This window comes from Halomonas sp. S3-1-1 (assembly GCF_023757625.1).
Lineage (GTDB): Bacteria > Pseudomonadota > Gammaproteobacteria > Pseudomonadales > Halomonadaceae > Vreelandella.
Genome location: NZ_JALGBZ010000002.1, coordinates 748,072 through 763,606 on the forward strand (window position 1 = coordinate 748,072; position 15,535 = coordinate 763,606).

At 58.4% G+C, this 15,535-nt stretch carries 17 protein-coding genes, 1 tRNA gene and 1 pseudogene; 11 read left to right on the forward strand and 8 right to left on the reverse strand.

What is annotated here, in order from left to right:
- Positions 1 to 3: 3 nt before the first annotated feature.
- Positions 4 to 2,025, reverse strand: a complete 2,022-nt coding sequence (locus MQW23_RS08345; protein WP_252107397.1) for a capsule polysaccharide biogenesis protein — start codon at positions 2,023 to 2,025, stop codon at positions 4 to 6.
- A 382-nt stretch (positions 2,026 to 2,407) separates the two neighbouring features.
- Here MQW23_RS08345 and MQW23_RS08350 point away from each other — a divergent pair, with 382 nt between their 5' ends.
- The 4 genes from MQW23_RS08350 (at position 2,408) to MQW23_RS08365 (ending at position 6,090) form a co-directional block, all read left to right on the forward strand.
- The gene (locus MQW23_RS08350; protein WP_252107398.1) at positions 2,408 to 4,393 is read left to right on the forward strand and encodes a sensor domain-containing diguanylate cyclase; all 1,986 of its coding nucleotides are present in this window, start codon (positions 2,408 to 2,410) and stop codon (positions 4,391 to 4,393) included.
- Positions 4,394 to 4,512: 119 nt separating this feature from the next.
- Positions 4,513 to 5,460 (forward strand): AEC family transporter, encoded by a 948-nt coding sequence (locus MQW23_RS08355; protein ID WP_252107399.1) that lies wholly within the window; start codon positions 4,513 to 4,515, stop codon positions 5,458 to 5,460.
- Between the two features lie 60 nt (positions 5,461 to 5,520).
- Positions 5,521 to 5,597: transfer RNA gene (locus MQW23_RS08360), tRNA-Arg, on the forward strand.
- 256 nt (positions 5,598 to 5,853) lie between these two features.
- Positions 5,854 to 6,090, forward strand: a complete 237-nt coding sequence (locus tag MQW23_RS08365; RefSeq protein WP_252107400.1) for a DUF333 domain-containing protein — start codon at positions 5,854 to 5,856, stop codon at positions 6,088 to 6,090.
- A 76-nt stretch (positions 6,091 to 6,166) separates the two neighbouring features.
- Here the strand turns inward: MQW23_RS08365 and MQW23_RS08370 are convergent, their stop codons facing one another.
- Positions 6,167 to 6,655 (reverse strand): pyridoxamine 5'-phosphate oxidase family protein, encoded by a 489-nt coding sequence (locus tag MQW23_RS08370; protein ID WP_252107401.1) that lies wholly within the window; start codon positions 6,653 to 6,655, stop codon positions 6,167 to 6,169.
- 597 nt (positions 6,656 to 7,252) lie between these two features.
- Between MQW23_RS08370 and MQW23_RS19565 the strand changes: the two are divergent.
- The 6 genes and pseudogenes from MQW23_RS19565 to MQW23_RS08395 form a co-directional block, all read left to right on the forward strand.
- Positions 7,253 to 7,393, forward strand: a pseudogene (locus MQW23_RS19565) (BapA/Bap/LapF family prefix-like domain-containing protein); the annotation flags it as partial.
- Between the two features lie 65 nt (positions 7,394 to 7,458).
- Complete coding sequence (locus MQW23_RS08375; protein WP_252107402.1) at positions 7,459 to 7,674, forward strand: hypothetical protein; 216 nt, start codon at positions 7,459 to 7,461, stop codon at positions 7,672 to 7,674.
- A 26-nt stretch (positions 7,675 to 7,700) separates the two neighbouring features.
- Positions 7,701 to 7,868, forward strand: coding sequence for a hypothetical protein (locus tag MQW23_RS08380; RefSeq protein ID WP_252107403.1), 168 nt, complete (start codon positions 7,701 to 7,703; stop codon positions 7,866 to 7,868).
- Positions 7,869 to 7,870: 2 nt separating this feature from the next.
- Complete coding sequence (locus MQW23_RS08385) at positions 7,871 to 8,164, forward strand: hypothetical protein (RefSeq protein ID WP_252107404.1); 294 nt, start codon at positions 7,871 to 7,873, stop codon at positions 8,162 to 8,164.
- Between the two features lie 126 nt (positions 8,165 to 8,290).
- Positions 8,291 to 9,259 carry a GlxA family transcriptional regulator gene (locus MQW23_RS08390; RefSeq protein WP_252107405.1) on the forward strand — a complete coding sequence of 323 codons (969 nt, stop codon included), beginning with the start codon at positions 8,291 to 8,293 and terminating at the stop codon, positions 9,257 to 9,259.
- 100 nt (positions 9,260 to 9,359) lie between these two features.
- Complete coding sequence (locus tag MQW23_RS08395; RefSeq protein ID WP_252107406.1) at positions 9,360 to 10,337, forward strand: ABC transporter substrate-binding protein; 978 nt, start codon at positions 9,360 to 9,362, stop codon at positions 10,335 to 10,337.
- Here MQW23_RS08395 and MQW23_RS08400 read toward each other — a convergent pair.
- The 5 genes from MQW23_RS08400 to MQW23_RS08420 all read right to left on the reverse strand — a co-directional run bounded on the left by MQW23_RS08400 (position 10,328) and on the right by MQW23_RS08420 (position 14,298).
- Positions 10,328 to 11,155 (reverse strand): alpha/beta hydrolase fold domain-containing protein, encoded by an 828-nt coding sequence (locus tag MQW23_RS08400; RefSeq protein ID WP_252107407.1) that lies wholly within the window; start codon positions 11,153 to 11,155, stop codon positions 10,328 to 10,330. The two genes, MQW23_RS08395 and MQW23_RS08400, sit on opposite strands and share 10 nt — an antisense overlap.
- 1 nt (position 11,156) lies before the next feature.
- Positions 11,157 to 11,609 carry a thioesterase family protein gene (locus tag MQW23_RS08405; protein WP_252107408.1) on the reverse strand — a complete coding sequence of 151 codons (453 nt, stop codon included), beginning with the start codon at positions 11,607 to 11,609 and terminating at the stop codon, positions 11,157 to 11,159.
- On the reverse strand, positions 11,609 to 12,565 hold the full coding sequence (locus tag MQW23_RS08410) for an L-carnitine dehydrogenase (protein WP_252107409.1): 957 nt from the start codon (positions 12,563 to 12,565) through the stop codon (positions 11,609 to 11,611). Before MQW23_RS08410 ends, MQW23_RS08405 begins: the two co-directional genes overlap by 1 nt.
- Entirely contained in the window at positions 12,562 to 13,470 is a 909-nt protein-coding gene (locus tag MQW23_RS08415) for a beta-keto acid cleavage family enzyme (protein ID WP_252107410.1), read from the reverse strand. The genes MQW23_RS08410 and MQW23_RS08415 overlap by 4 nt, the downstream gene beginning before the upstream one ends.
- Before the next feature lie 303 nt (positions 13,471 to 13,773).
- Positions 13,774 to 14,298 carry a hypothetical protein gene (locus MQW23_RS08420; RefSeq protein WP_252107411.1) on the reverse strand — a complete coding sequence of 175 codons (525 nt, stop codon included), beginning with the start codon at positions 14,296 to 14,298 and terminating at the stop codon, positions 13,774 to 13,776.
- A gap of 133 nt (positions 14,299 to 14,431) precedes the next feature.
- Between MQW23_RS08420 and MQW23_RS08425 the strand changes: the two genes are divergently transcribed.
- Complete coding sequence (locus tag MQW23_RS08425) at positions 14,432 to 14,917, forward strand: CreA family protein (protein WP_252107412.1); 486 nt, start codon at positions 14,432 to 14,434, stop codon at positions 14,915 to 14,917.
- Positions 14,918 to 14,938: 21 nt separating this feature from the next.
- Here the strand turns inward: MQW23_RS08425 and MQW23_RS08430 are convergent, their stop codons facing one another.
- On the reverse strand, positions 14,939 to 15,493 hold the full coding sequence (locus MQW23_RS08430; protein WP_252107413.1) for a CAP domain-containing protein: 555 nt from the start codon (positions 15,491 to 15,493) through the stop codon (positions 14,939 to 14,941).
- Positions 15,494 to 15,535: the final 42 nt, after the last annotated feature.

Below are 15,535 nucleotides of genomic sequence, written 5' to 3' on the forward strand. Positions count from 1 at the left end.
GACTCAGTGGCTTCCAACCCAGAAATGACGGTAATAACGATAGAGTCGCTGCTTGATACCAAGTGCAGTCGATTTCCTGCGCGCCTGCTCTATGAGTGTGACTGCGGTTTCGGCGTTGCAGAGCTGACGAGTGTGAGGATCGACGTAAACGGGGTAGCGTATCAGCGTACCAGCGACCAGCTCGTTCAAAGCGAGTCGCCGTTTGCGTCTGGGACAGCGCATGGCGTCATTGGTCAACCCCCAGCCTGCATAGAAAGGCAGCCCGTAGGTCGTTACCTGACAGCCACGCAACAAAGCCTCAAAGCCGGTCAGCGAACTCATGGTATGAACCGCATCGACACATTCCAGTAAAGCTGAAATGTCCAGCTGACTGGCGTCGAGATCATACAGGCTTGATGCTTCTTTATCGAGTTTGCCTACCCGAGCGCCGGTGAGGACATCCGGATGCGCCTTGTAAATGATGAACGCATTGGGGCAGGCGGCGCGCGCCGCTTTTAGCAGCGCGCTGTTGGTCGATACCTGCGGCGAGCCCGTGGCGATCGAGGCGTCGCTCTCAACTTGGCCGGGCACTAAAATGGCGTGCGCTCCCTCGGGGAGCTCGAGCGAGGTGGTTCCCGGTACATTATATTTCGAGAGTTTGAGCGCGACCAGCCGTGCCCGGAGCGTAGCGGCGCGCTCGAGCTCGGCATCGGTGAATACGCTTTCGTTTAAAAGCGTTTCCAGATCGCTTGGCTGGCCTGGATCGTAGTAAATGCCCTGGCGGTCGATCACCAGCGACAGTGGCCGTGTCAGATCGACGCCGAGCCCTACTGAGCGTATGAACCCGTCCTCCATACGCCATAGCCGATCGAGGTGCGCGCGGTGACGCTGTTTGAACGCCTCATCGATACGACTCGACCATACCAGCAGGTGTGTCGCGCCTCGATTCGCCGTCGGATGTGCGGCATTGGGAAGTGTTTTTTGAAAATCGACTTCAGCACCCGGGCCCAGAAAATCGGCGACGAAACCGCGCTTCCAGAGTGAGAAGCCGCAAGCCTGCCACTGGCCTTGCAGCCGTTCCTTTTGGCGCTTCTGATCGGCGATCAGGGCGATCGTGGCCACCAGCGTACTGGGCTCGCCAGTGTAAGGGTTGGCGTAACGGCAATAACGCAGATAGGCCGCAGCGAATACCTCATCCAGTTGACGCTTGACGCGTCGCCGCGTGCACGTAAGCCGATCCTGCGTCAAACCCCAGCCAGCATAGAAGGGTAAACCGAAACAGTGCACCTTTTTGCCGGCCATGAGCGCTTCGAACCCCAATTGACTCGTCACTACGTAAACCGTGTGTACTCGATCAAAAAGCGCCCAAGGATTGAGGTTCTCACTGATCACACGACAGCGCGGGTGGTCGATGGCGCGTGTCAGGTGGCCTTCTTTGATACCCGCGATGACATCCGGATGAATCTTGACCCAGAGCGTGCTGTGAGGATGTTCTTCGAGCGCGCGTTCAAGCATCTCATTAAAGCTTTCCGCCGTCGCGCCGCCGTAGTTGATCGAGGCGTCGCCCTTGGTTTGATCCACCACCAGCACATTGGCCTTTGGTTCGCTTTCCAAAGGCGTATCCGGGGCATGGTTGTATTTCGATAGTCGCTCGCGCTTTAGCAGGGCCATGCAGTGCTTGGCCAGGGTCCGTTCGCTTTCATCGAAAATGGTATGGTTCAAGGCGTTTTCGAGATCGCTTGGACGCGAAGCGTCGTAATAGATACCGCTGTAATCCACGACCAGGCTATGGGGCTGATACCCGTGCGCGCCAAGACCGAGCGAACGCAGAAAGCCATCCTCGAGCGACAGGTAGGGCAGGGCATGGCGTCTTGCCAAGCGCCGGGCTTTTTGGCTGGTAGGCTTGAGCCCCCAGCCCATTACAGCGTTTGGCAAGGGCATAAAAGGGCGAAGGCGTACGGACTTATCGAATTCAGGCAAAAACGTATGAAGGGAGGTGATGTTGGCTATCCCTGATGAGGTGTATCCTGCTGTTTTTTTTGCCATGAAATGCCATGAGTTAAATATGAAAAGCGCTGGTTAATGTGTAATGTTACGCAATTTGGCCCTTTGAAAGCCAGAGAGTGTATGACAATGATGGACGAATCTTATGAACAATGGCTTGGTTAGTGACCTTCCTCATATAAGCGATTAAGGTATATACCACTCGTGAGTAAGTATAAAAGTAGAAGGTATGTGGTAGTTGCGGCACGTTTATCATGGTATCTCACCAATGGGATCTATTTGACAGTTGAAAAGTTGGCTGGGCCAACGAACGCTTGCCATGCGCCTTGCCACATCGTTTTATCGCGAGCGCCTATATCAGAGGGCGGTCAAACTCATCAATGAGCAGGAATTCCCGGTGCTGCCAGCCCCGTTACGAACAAGAATGACCCTCTTTCGCTCGCTAAAAGGCCGGCTGCTGATGGGGCTTTCCATCACCCTGCTAGTGCTGGCGGCCGTCATGTTGGGACTTGCCTGGCAAGTGGGTAAGAACATGCTTCAGGCGTCCAACGTTACCCACTTGCGCTACGAGGCCAATATTCTCGCCGATGAACTGACCCAGCAGGTCGAGAACCGCATCGATGCGCTGCAGCGGTTCAGCAGTGCCATTGGTGCCGCTGACGATCCCGCTTGGGTTCAGTACGAGTTGGCCAAAAACGACTCGCTGCTCTCCTGGTTCGAAGGTATCGTGATCAGTAATGAAGCCGGAACGATCATCGCTGATTGGCCAAGCGTGATCGGCCGGGTAGGTCTTGAAACACGCGACCAGGAATATTTTAGGATGCTTCAGGGGACGCGAAGCCCCTACGTCAGCGAGCCCTTCGTGGGGCGGGCTACCAATACGCCGGTGATATTGGTCAGCGTGCCGCGCCTGGACAGTGCCGGTAACTTTCGCGGTACGGTGGGCGGCGTTGTACGCCTCGATGCCGGCGGGCTTTTTAATCGGCTGGCCAAAATTCGCTTGGGAGAAAACGGTTTTTCGGCCATTTTTACCGCCTCAGGACACATTCTCTACCACCCGGATAACGCACGCGTGAACACACCCGTGAATTCCCTCGAGGATTTTCCCTGGCTCGATTTGGCGCTGGATGGCTGGGAGGGCGACGGTCTCGGTGATCTTCTCAATGGCCAGAGCGCCTACCAATCCTATTCTCAGGTATGGCCCGCTAACTGGATCGTGGGGCTCTATTTGCCGGTCGATCAGGCACAGGCGCCGCTGTCCGGTTTTATCTATCGGCTATGGTGGATCTGGGTGGCGCTGGCGCTTTTGCTAATGCCGCTGCTTTGGTGGTTGTTGGCGCGCATTCTGTCACCGCTGAATCGGCTGGAAGCGCAGATCGATGAAGTTGGGCGCGCCGAGCGCTCCCATGTGGAGCTCGCCACCAGCATGCACGAGTTGCAGGAAGTGGCGAATACCTTCAACCGCGTCGAAGACGAACGCCAGCAGCTGTTGAAAAACCTCCACGAGCGCGAGGCGTTTTTGGACTCGGTGCTCAACTCGAGCCCGGAAGGCATGTTCGTGGCCAACTTCGACGGCGCGATCACTTACATGAACCCGGCGCTCTTGACGATGCTGGACATTCCCAAAGAGACGCTCATGCAGGAGTGGCTCAAACAGATTCACCCGGACGATTATCAGGGCGCCATCGATCTTTGGCAGCATAGCCTTAAAAGCGGCCAGGATTACATCCGTCAGCTGCGATTCATTAAAAACGACAGCGAAACCCTTTGGCTCGATATTCATGCCCGGGTGGTCATGCTATCGCAAAGCGGCCACTCGCTGGGGCTGGTTGGCGTGGTCAAGGACATCACCGAGCGCCGCCAACAGGAGGCGCTCCAGCGCTGGGAAGCAGAGCACGACCCGCTAACAGGCCTCCTGAATCGGCGCGGGTTTTTGCGCCGCTTGGATGAAGCCTATGCCGATTTCCAAAAAACCAGCACGCCCTCTGTGTTGTTGTTGTTCGATCTCGATCACTTCAAGCCGATTAACGATGAGGGCGGCCATGCCTTGGGTGACGAGATGCTTCGTCGGGTTGCACAGGTCATTGCCTGGGAGGTTCGCCGCAGTGATCACGTAGCGCGCCAGGGTGGCGACGAGTTTGGCGTACTGCTACCAAGTTGTACGATCGTGCAGGCACAACGCATCGCCGAGTCGCTTCGCCAAGCGGTTAGCGAAGTATCGGTCACCCATGCCGGTAAGGTGTATAACGTAACGCTTAGCATGGGCGTCACTCGCTTCAACGATGACGACGACTCGATCGATGACGTCCTGAACCGCGCCGACGCCGCCAGTTATGAAGCCAAGAACCGTGGTCGTAACGATGTGGTTGTGAGCAACCCATGCGAGTTCGATCCCATAACGCTTTTTTGATGACTGGGAGTAGACCTCTTCCGGGTTGGATCGCGCGTACGGTTGACCATTCTATGTTATGGCCCGACGAGCAACGTTAAAAACATGCCGTCGGCGCGCCACTTGATGAGAGTGAATCCGTGAACCTGATAGAGCTATTTGCGCGTACGCTGGATATAACCTTGCCGGTTTTCGCCATGGTGTTTTTAGGCATCGTGCTGAAACGCCTCCGGCTGATCGATCGCACCTTCGTTTCCACCGCGTCGACTCTCGTGTTTCGCGCCACGCTCCCCACGCTGATTTTTTTAAGCTTGATCAAAGCGGACATGAGCGTGGCGCTGGATATACCGTTGCTGCTGTTCTTTGCCTTGGCCACGCTCGCCCAATTTTTCGCCAGCTGGCTGTGGGCGCGCTACCGCGTGCCCTATAAAGAGCGAGGCATCTATGTGCAAGGGGCATTTCGCGGCAACGGCGGGGTGGTAGGGCTGGCGTTGGCCGCCGGCATGTACGGTAACTATGGTCTCTCGGCGGGCAGTCTGTTGCTGGGGCTGGTTATCGTGCTCTATAACGTGCTGTCAGTATGGGTGCTCTCGGCCTATCAGCCCGGCAAAACCACGCGCTGGCCCAGCCTGCTCAAAAAAATTGCCACCAATCCCTTGATTATCGCCGTGCTGCTGGCCATACCGTTTGCGGCGCTGTCGGTCGAGCTTCCCCGCTGGGTCATGACGTCGGGCAACTACTTCGCTTCGCTGACGCTGCCGCTGGCACTGATCTGCATCGGCGCCACGCTATCGGCGGCCAGCCTGCGCGACGGCCGCGCCGTTGCGCTGAGCTCCAGCGTAATGAAAATGATCGCGCTGCCTGCGATATCGACGGTCGCGGCCTGGCTGTGCGGGTTTTCAAATGAGCAGCTGGGTCTTCTATTTCTATTCTTTGCAAGCCCTACCGCGGCTGCTAGCTTCGTTATGGCCAAGGCCATGGGCGGCAATGTGACGCTTGCCGCGAACATCATCGCGCTCACGACCATCATGGCGAGCCTGACCATTACACTGGGCATCTTCGCACTGCGTCTATTGGGCTGGATTTAAGCGGGCCGGTTGGCCTCACTCCCCCGGCGCGCTATACTACGCGCCGCTTTACCCGCCCACGTCCCTGTAGCTCAGTAGGATAGAGCAGCCGCCTCCTAAGCGGCAGGTCGCAGGTTCGACTCCTGCCAGGGACGCCATTAATATTATTTGCATCTCTTTCTGATGTTTGCCTTATACCCATGTCAATCAGCCGACGCTCTCGCTGTTCACCAAGCGATACCACGGAGAGCCCGCGTCATCCAACTGGATCTAATGCCGACCAGATAGTCCGTTTGTTATCGGCCTTGCTCTACTTCATCAATCATTTACGCTGATTGAGTGTGCAAATGATTAATGTAAAGAATTAATAAATGTCCAGGGCTAGGGTTTAATTCAATAAACAGGAGTTAGGCAATGGTGCGATTTAGTCTTTTCGCCATATTCCTTATGGCCCTTTCAGGGTGTTCATCGCTCGGTGATGGCAATGATCTGCAGGCGCAACAAATCGCTGTCAATTTTTGCGAGCGTGAAGGCGGCGAAGTGATTACGCGTCAGGAAGGGGCGGGCTCGCGTCAGTACTGTCATTTAATGGAAGGGCGGGTAGTGGAGGTAAATCGCTATTACCGTGACGAAGAATTGACCCCTTATTGATCGCTATGCTCCCGGTTTATGACGGCCTTTAAAACGAAAACGCCAGCGTTCGCTGGCGTTTTTGCATGCGGTGACGTTAGTGGCCGAACTTCTCGTTCTCGCCCATGTCCGGCGTTTCATCCTTTTTGATGTTGGCCTTGGCGATTTCGTAAAGCTGATACACCTTGCTTTCGTTGGCCTTCCAGTGCTCGCCCATGTGAATCTTGATTTGGAGTAGCGCTACGTCCGGGTCATCCTTGCCTTCCGGGAACCATGCCGCGATGAAGGGGCTCCAGTACTTCGCCATCAGGTCGCGGTCATCTGACAGAGTGGCCGTACCTGACAATGATACGTAGGTGCCGTGCTCCTGATCGGAAAAGCTCAAGCAGACGTCGTGGTCTTTTTCCGCCTCAAAAACCTTTTCGGCACTGCGGCGCGTGAAGAACCAGAGCGTGCCATCGTACTCTTCCTGTACCAGGTGCATAGGCCGTGCGCGCGGCATATCGTGATCGATGGTGACCAGCATACCCACCTTGATATCCTTGATCATTGACCAGATTTTTTGCTTGTGCTCGGGGCTCGACATCGCTTCATACTCCTTATGAATGGCTCTCGATACAGCGAAGGCCGTGTCACGCTTCGCTCCTCATGAGTGTAGAAGAGCCGTGCGGAATCGTCCTCTTAAAATATGTTATCAAGGTTACATTCATATACTTAAAGTTAGCTTAAGATATATTTAGAAAGCTTTTTAAACATAAATTTCTCTCTATTTGGCTTTTAATTTGACGCTATAAATCACCTTTATTAGCGTCATGGTGGTGCGGTTAAAAGTATTATTTTATTTGGCTTAAATAACTAGCTATTCCGCTAATTAATTTTTTTCTAATAAGTAGAACAGCAGTACTGCGTGACTAAACGCGTTTAAATACCAAGTTTTGTATACAAGGCAGGCTTGTTTGCTGCATCCCGGCCGGTGGTTAAGCACTACATGGATTCGTGGCTATCTTCTACAAGCAGTAGTGTTTGAGAAAATAAAAGGTTGGTTTAATGCTCTTTTTTGGCAAAAATTTCTCCATTAGATGACAGTGTGCAAGTTTCGCAAGCGTTCGAGTTTGCGAACGATGTGGTGTTGTCCGAGCCCAGCCACGTGCTTTTGGAGGTGGCACCGTAAGACGTTGCTTCCATGGTGCGAAGCGGCAACGATTTCATCATCGAGTTGACCAATGGAGAAACCCTGCGCATTGCCGATTTTTATTCGAGCATTGCCGAAGATGTGTCAAGCAGGCTCTACCTTACCGGCGAGGAAGATCAGTTTCTGCCGATCGATGAAACGGTGCTCTCCGGTGGCGAGGTGTCCTTCGCCCCGCAGTATCCGGTAGGGCAGGCAACGTGGGGGATTCAGCGGCGCTGGATGGGGTGGTTGTGGATACGGCGATTCCTTCCACCCCCACGCTCACACTCGTCGAAACCCCGAGCATTGAAGGCGTTGTCGTCGATGACACCGTTTTGGTGAGTAATCTCGCGCCCAACGCGCGCTGGGAAGTTAGCTTCGATGGCGGTGCTAGCTGGCAGCCCGGCGGTGGCGAATCCTTCGTGCTGGGATAGGGGGCTACACCGAAGGTCAGATACAGATGCGCCAGCTAAGCACGACCGGCACCCCGTGCCCGGCTGCGAGTCTGGGGCCGATCACGGTGGACTTAACGCTTGAACCTTCCCCTACTGACGCGCCCAAGGTGCCGACGCAGGCCCTGGTCGCCGATACTTGCGTGGTGGACGGTATTACCAGAAACGGCCGGTAAAGGTGCTCGGGCTCTTTGAAGGCGACACTTGGCAGTACAGCCTGAACGGCGGCGCGAGCTGGTTGCCGAGCAGTGACGACACCTTTACGCTGCCCGAAGGCGTCTACCCCGCGGGGCTGGTGCTGGGGCGCCAAAGTGATGCCAGCGGTCGGGCTAGTGCGGCCTCGACGCTTGGCACTGTCACCGTGGACACCACCGCCCCGGTCGCGACGGAGGTGGCGATGGTCAATGATACCGGCAAGCGCTCGGTTTTGAGCTATCTTTTGAAACCGCTGATCAAGGCGCGGCTTTACTAGCACCGACGCAAAAAGGGTGGGGCCTTGATCGAGAGGCGAGGGCCGGCGTTTTGCTCGCGTCTCTTCGCTGTGATCATCCAGCTATTTGCTGTAACACCTCACTACATCACACTTCAGGGAGCCCCAGTGCGCCTTCATTACTCCGGGCCGCTACCCGAGCGTATCGGCTTTCTATTGTTTCCGCGTTTTTCGATGATGGCGTTCTTTTCGGCGGTGGAGCCGCTGCGAATCGCCAACCGCATTAGTGGGGAGGCGCTGTTCGAGTGGCATCTACTCAGTCAGGATGGTCAGCCTGTCACCGCCAGCAACGACATGACGCTGCTGGTCGATGCGCCCATCGGCACGCTTGAGCTTTCATCGCTTGCGCTATGCAGTGGCTTCGAGCCGGACCGGAATCTCGACCGGGCGCTGACGGGCTGGCTCCACCGTCTGGACGCGGCGGGCTGCGCGCTGGGCGGGCTGGATACCGGTGGTTTCCTGCTGGCCGAGGCGGGGTTGATCAAAGGGGAGCGCGTGACGCTTCACTGGGAGAGTTTGCCGGTTTTTCGCGAACGCTTTCCCTGGATCGAAACCTCTGATGAACTTTTTGAGCTCGGCGAGCGGCGTTTTTTCTGCGCGGGCGGCGCGGCGTCCATGGACATGTCGCTGGAAATGATCGCTAGGCGCCACGGGGCGAGCTTGGCGGTAGCGGTCTCGGAGCAGCTCATTCACGAGCGGCTGCGAAGCCATCACGACCAGCAGCGCATGTCGCTGGCTAGGCGTCTGGGTAGCTACAACCGCCGTCTGATCGACGCCGTCGCGCTGATGGAGCGCCATCTCGAGGAGCCGCTACCGCTGATCGAGATCGCCAAGCGCAGCGATATTTCGACGCGTCAGCTACAGCGGCTGTTCGAGCGACAGCTCGGTGCTACCCCACGTCAGTGGTATCTAAATCTTCGCCTGGATCGGGCCGAACGGCTGTTAATCGACACCGACATGGGCGTGCTGGCCATTGGTGTTGCCTGCGGGTTCGGGTCGAGTTCGAGCTTTGCGCGCGCGTTTCGCGCCCGGTTCGGCTATTCACCCATCGAAGGGCGCCGACGTGGGCACCCTTAGCTAGTAACGTCGCTTGGTGTCGGTTATATGTCGCTTGGTGTCGATTAAAAGCGCGGGGTTGCGTCATACTCGAGGGTTCACCCTCAATCAGGAGACGCGTATGACCGGCAATCGTACCGCTTTACCTACCCTTTTTTCTCTTTCAAACGCTTTACCCAAGGCCATCACGGTCGGCGCTTTGAGTTTAGGCGGTCTGATATCCTCCGTACCAGCGCTCGCCGCGCTCGACGAGGTACGCTTCGGGGTCCCGCCCTGGCCGGGGGTAACGGTCAAATCCGAGGTCGCCGCCCTGCTCATCGAAGCGATGGGCTATGAAACCCGTCAGCGAGAACTCGCGGTCAGCGTGATTCTCGAAGGGCTGACGCGCGGCGATCTTGACGTCTATCTGGGCGGCTGGTATCCGGTCCAGATCGATATGGTCGAACCGTTGGTCGAGCAGGGCAAGGTCGAGAAGCTCGTTTCCAACATCGAAGGCGCCAACTCGGGGCTCGTCGTGCCGCGCTACGTTTATGAGGCAGGCGTGACCTCCGTGGCGGATCTGGAGCGCTATCGCGATCGTTTCGACGGCGAGATTCAGGGCATCGAAGCCGGCACCGGGATCAATAACGCGGTGCTCAACGCAATCGATAACGACTTGGCGGGCCTGGGCGACTGGCGCCTGCGCGAAAGCTCGACCTCGGCGATGCTGGCCCAGGCCGAACAGAAAATGGATGACGAGGAGTGGGTCACGTTCGTCGGCTGGGAGCCGCACTGGATGAACGTGAGTTTCGATCTGGCCTATCTGGCTGATGCAGATGACACGGGAATCGCGCAGATCGAAAGCACCGTATGGACGATCGTGCCGGCCACCCTTGCCGATGAGGACCCGGCGCTTCACCGCTTTTTTTCCCAGTTCACGGTGGACATCGAGGATCAAAACGAGTGGGTGCACGGCTATAGTTTCGACGATCGCCCGGCGGACGAGGTAGCCTCGGAGTGGATTGCCGCCCATCTGGATACGGTCGGCGTTTGGCTCGATGGCGTCGAGGCTAAAGATGGCACGTCCGCCATCGACGCCGTTCGCGCCGCCTACGAATGACGTAAGAGCAGCCGCTGCTCGAGCGCCTGGCAGAAATCCTGCCAAGCGCTTTGCATGTTGGGGAGCAGGGCGTGCGCATGAAGCGCGCCGTGGACCATCGTTGGCGCGCAACGATAGCCGATTGCAGCCCCTTGCTGGCGCCACCGCTCAATGTCGCGCTCGAGCGGGCCTGTGAGCGGGTCGTTCTCTACTGCCAATACTTCGATCGCACGGGCCGGCAGCGGCGTTGGCGCAGGGGAAAGAAGCGCCGGATACAGCAGTCCTAGCGAAAGCACGTCCTGACGACTCAGCAACGGCGCATCCGGGCCGAGCGTCTCTTCACTCAAGCCGTTCACCGGCGGGTAGATCAAGCCAAGCGGCCATTCACCATTCAGCCGTGTTGCCAGGTCCATCGCCAAGCGCGCGCCGGCGCTGTCGCCCACCAGCGCCGCCGGGTGGGCCGCCCCGACAACCAGCAAACAGCGCTGGGTCATCGTCTCAACGTTGGCCTCCGGGGCGAGCGGGTAGTCCACGCTGATCACTTCACGCGCTAGCCGTTGGGCCAAACTGGCGGCTACGCCGCGATGGCTTCGGCTCGAGCCCAGTGTGAAACTTCCGCCGTGCAGAAACACTATCGGCCCCGGTACCCGGCGGGCGGGGACGAAATGCGTCACGCCTACGCCGGCAAGCGTGCTCGCCTCGATCCGCATGCTTTTTGGGATTGGCGGCGTGAATTGCTGGCACAGCGCCTCATAGCTGCGGCGCGCCTCGGGCATCGGTTGTGACGACAGCGCTCTAAGCCCCGCCTCGAAGTGTCGAATGAAGGTTGCGATCTCCACGTTAGCCGAGGCCGATCTTGCGCCCGGCCAGCGAAGGCCAGGCGTCTGGCGCGCACCTCGGAAGTCGACCCAAGGCTTCCTCCACGGACCCGGGAAAAGGCGCCGGGCGCGAGCTCAGGCTGTCCATCCCCATCAGCATCTGTTCGCTGGCAGCCAGTAGGTTGCCTTCGTGAGAGTGCATTTCGAAATAAACGTGAAGGCGCTTGGCGTCGCGGTTCAGCAGTAACACGTTGACGCTCAACGGCTGGCCTTCGTGGGCCTCCTTGCGATAGCTAAGGTGCGTTTCCAGTGTGTAGAGGGTGTAGCCATGGCGCAACCGGCCCGCGGCGTCCAGACCGATATGCACCATTAGTTCATCGACGGCGAGAGAGAAGACCCGAGCGTACTCGGCGTCGTTCATGTGGCCGTTGTAGTCAACCCATTCCGGGACCACGCGCGATGAGAATATCTGCATCAGATGCGTCCTTCGAGGCCTTCGGCCTCGGGCCAATATTTTTGTACCAGACCCAACAGCTCGACCAGAAAGTCGTCCCGGCGGCGGTCCAGCGCTTCGACGCTGCGCCCGGCGGCCTGATGCTCGCAGCCTTCGACTACGCGCTCTATCAGCTCATCGGTTAGCTCCGGCGCTTCGAGTTTTGTCCAGGGAAGCTTCAGCGCCGGGCCGAACTGCTCGAGCATGTGGCGCATGCCCGATTCCCCGCCAGCCAAGTGAAAGGTGAGAAACGTCCCCATCAGCGACCAGCGTAGCCCACAGCCGTATACCACGGCGGCATCGATCTCCTCGGTGGTGGCCACGCCGTCGTTGACCAGGTGAAGCGCCTCGCGCCAGAGCGCCTCCATCAGGCGGTCGGCCAGGTGCCCCTCGATCTCCTTGCGCACCACCAATGGGCGCATGGCTAGCGTTTGATAGAGCGCTTGGCCGGTGTCGAGATGCTCGCTCGTGGTGGCGCTGCCGCCCACAAGCTCGACCAATGGCAGTAAATACACTGGGTTGAACGGGTGAGCGACGATCACGCGCCCCGGCGCGCGGGTGCATTCGGCCTGCAGCTCGCTGGGCTTGAAGCCGGAGGTCGACGAGCCGATCAGAACCGTTTCATCGGCGGCCTGGTCGAGCCGGGCGAGCACGTCGCGCTTGAGCGCCAAACGCTCGGGCACGTTTTCCTGAATCAGATCCGCCCCTTCGATCGCTTCTTCCAGGGTGTCGGCGAAGCGCACTCGGTCGGCGCTCGCACCTTGGGCGAGGCCCATCTGCGCAAGCGATGACCAGGCGTTGTCGACGAAAGCCCGGGTACGCTCGGCGGCCCCGGGGGCCGGATCGAAAGCGACGACGTCGAACCCTTGGGCCAGCGCCCGGGCGATCCAGCCGTTGCCGATCACGCCGGTGCCGATGACGCTGAGACGATGGCTCATTGAGTGCCTCCTTTAGCTTGGCTCACGTGCGGGGCATTGAGTGAAAGCGCAGTGCGCGTTTGGGCCGGGCTCATGACGCGAGCGCCAAGATTGTCGAGCAGGGCGGTGGCTTTCTCGACCAGCCCAGCGTTGCTCGCCATGACGCCTTTTTTCAAATAGAGGTTGTCCTCGAGCCCCACCCGGGCGTGCCCGCCGAGCAGCGCCGACTGCGCCACCATCGGCATCTGGGCGCGGCCGATCCCGAAGGCCGCCCACTGGGCGTTGTCCGGCAGCTTGTTACGCATGGCCAGCATGGTTTCCGTATCTGCCTCAGCGCCCCAGGGGATGCCCAGGCAGAGCTGGAAGAGCGGGTCGCCATCGATCAACCCTTCTTGCTGGAGCTGGCGAGCAAACCAAACGTGGCCCAGATCGAAGCACTCGAGTTCTGGTTTCACACCGGCGGCTTGCACCAGGCGGGCGTGTTCGCGCAACCAGTCGGCGGGGTTGACGTAGACCATATCGCCGAAGTTAAGGCTGCCGCAGTCCAACGTGCAAAGCTCAGGCAGCAGCTCGCCCACCGGCGCGTGGCGCTCGGCCGGCGTTTGAATGTCGGTGCCGGGCCCGCCGCGAGTGGGATCAGCGGCATCGGGAATCCAGTCGCCGCCGCCGCCGGCGGTGATATTCATTACGATATCCACGTCGGCCTCGCGCACCCGAGTCATCACCTCGCGAAAATGCGCAAGCTCGTGGCTTACGCCACCGGTATCCGGGTCGCGCACGTGAATATGGGCGATGCTCGCCCCGGCCTTGGCTGCGGCGATACAGTCATCGGCTATCTGTTTGGGAGTGACCGGCACGTTGGGATTTTTCCCCGGCGTGTCGCCGGCGCCGGTGACCGCGCAGGTGAGTATGACGTTCTGGTTCATCGTTTGCTCCTTTGCTGGCTTTGTCGAATAGGCCAACAGTATGGGGCGATGAACGATGATGAGTTGACGAAATGCGACGTTTTGTGTGCATTAATAGACTTTTATGAAGCGGTCTCGCACTATAAAAGTACCTACGCTCAAGGCGTTCGATCTCCTTTCATCTTTCATGGCTCATGCTTGAGCCCGGACCAAGCGCTACCAACCTCCGCCGGCACGCGGCGCTGATTTATGCATACTGTTTGAAACGCTGATTAAAAACGCGGCTTTTTCAGCCGCGTGGGCGTGGAGATTAACCATTAGGTACTATAAAACGCCACGAATCGCTGAGAGGCTGCGGCGGTAGCTTGCCTGCTCGGCGGCGCTGATGAACCCCTGTTCGAAAGCAAGCTCTTGCGCGCTTTGCTCGACGGCGTCGAGCTCCTCGAGGTAGGCGTGGCGCGTGTCCGGTGAAAGCGCTGGGTGTTCCTCGATGCGCGCACGCAGATCAGACGTTTGTTCGAGCACCCAGCGCTGCTGGCGTTTTGAAACCTCGAGCCCTTGGTCGGTGGTATAGCCCTCCCAGCCCGTGCCCTGCAAAAGCGCCCAGAGCGCTTCTTCGGGGCGGTAAGTGCCGCTAACCGACGAGGCGTGCAGCCGAGAAAAGCGCGCGCGATTGCCCTTGTATTCACCCACGACCGTACACCCCGTTTGCACGGCCAACTGCTCGAGCGCTCTACCGAGAGGCTGGGCGGATAGCTCGATTGGCTGTGGCTCGCGCTGGCACGCCGCGTGAGCGGGCAGAGCAATCATGGTACAGACAACGAAAAGCGTTGATAGTCGACGCATCATGGCGACGTGTATTCCTCGGGATAATAGACGCCGCCATTGTTATACGCGGTCGAGCGCATAACAATGGGATGCTAGATCGATTCTCTTCAAAGACCTCTCATCACCCTGTGTCACTCGTTAAAGGCTCGCTACCATGACCAAGATCCGCCTAACTTTGAACGCGCTTGCTATCGCTGTCTCGCTATCGCCGCTGGCAGTTCTGGCTCAGGATGCGCATATAGGCAGCGTGCGCACCGAGTTTCGTATGCTGGGGCCGAACAACACCATCGAGGTGGAGCGCTTCGACGACCCGGATGTGCAGGGCATCGCCTGCTATCTCTCTTATTCCAAGATTGGCGGAATTTCCGGCGCGGTAGGCTTGGCTGAAGAAGCCAGTGAAGCGAGCGTGGCGTGTCGCCAGGTTGGTGAGATAACCTTCGACCCGGATGAGGTCGACGAGCAGGAGGTCGTCTTTTCCCAGCGCCGTTCGGCGTTGTTCAAAAACATGCGCGTCGTACGCATGCACGACGCCGAGGCTCAAACCTTCGTGTATTTGACCTACAGTACCAGGCTGGTCGACGGCTCGCCTAAAAACGCCATTAGCGCCGTACATTACGGCGCGCTCACGCCGACCGAGTGATCCATTACGCGCCTGCTGGCCTCAGCGCGCGCTGCCAAAGGCCTGAGCCCAGTAGGTGAGATAGCGCGACTGGGTGTTGTCGACCTTGGCCATGCCCATTTCGGTAAATGCATCGAGCATGATGTTGCGACAGTGGCTGGGGCTTTCGAGCCAGGCAATCACCACGCTCGAAGAGGTAGGCTGGCCGGCGGCGATATTCTCGCCAAGCGCGCGCCAACGGTAGCCGGTCGCTTCGGCGCGGTTTTGAATCTTCGAGCCGTCAAGGCCTGTGTGGCTGAAGTATTCGTACTCGGCCATGGTTTTGGCGTGGCCTTCGGCGGCGACTTCCAACTGGCAGCTCCAGCTTAGCGAGGCGGCCGGGGGGTAGTACTCGGTACCGCACTGACGTGCCTGGCTTCGCGCTTCGTTGACCAGCCGCAGCATTTCCTGCTGCTGGTCGGTCAGCTCGCAGCGATTCTCCGCGCGGCTGTTCTGTAGAAAGTCTTCTGCGCTGGCGGCGCTGCCGGCAGTGAGGAGGGTGAGCGCGCAGGCGCCGGATAAAATCCAGTGGGAGAGGCCGAGCTTTTTGATCTTCACGTATCGACACCTTGAGTGAGTGGAAACAGGCAAGGTGTTCGT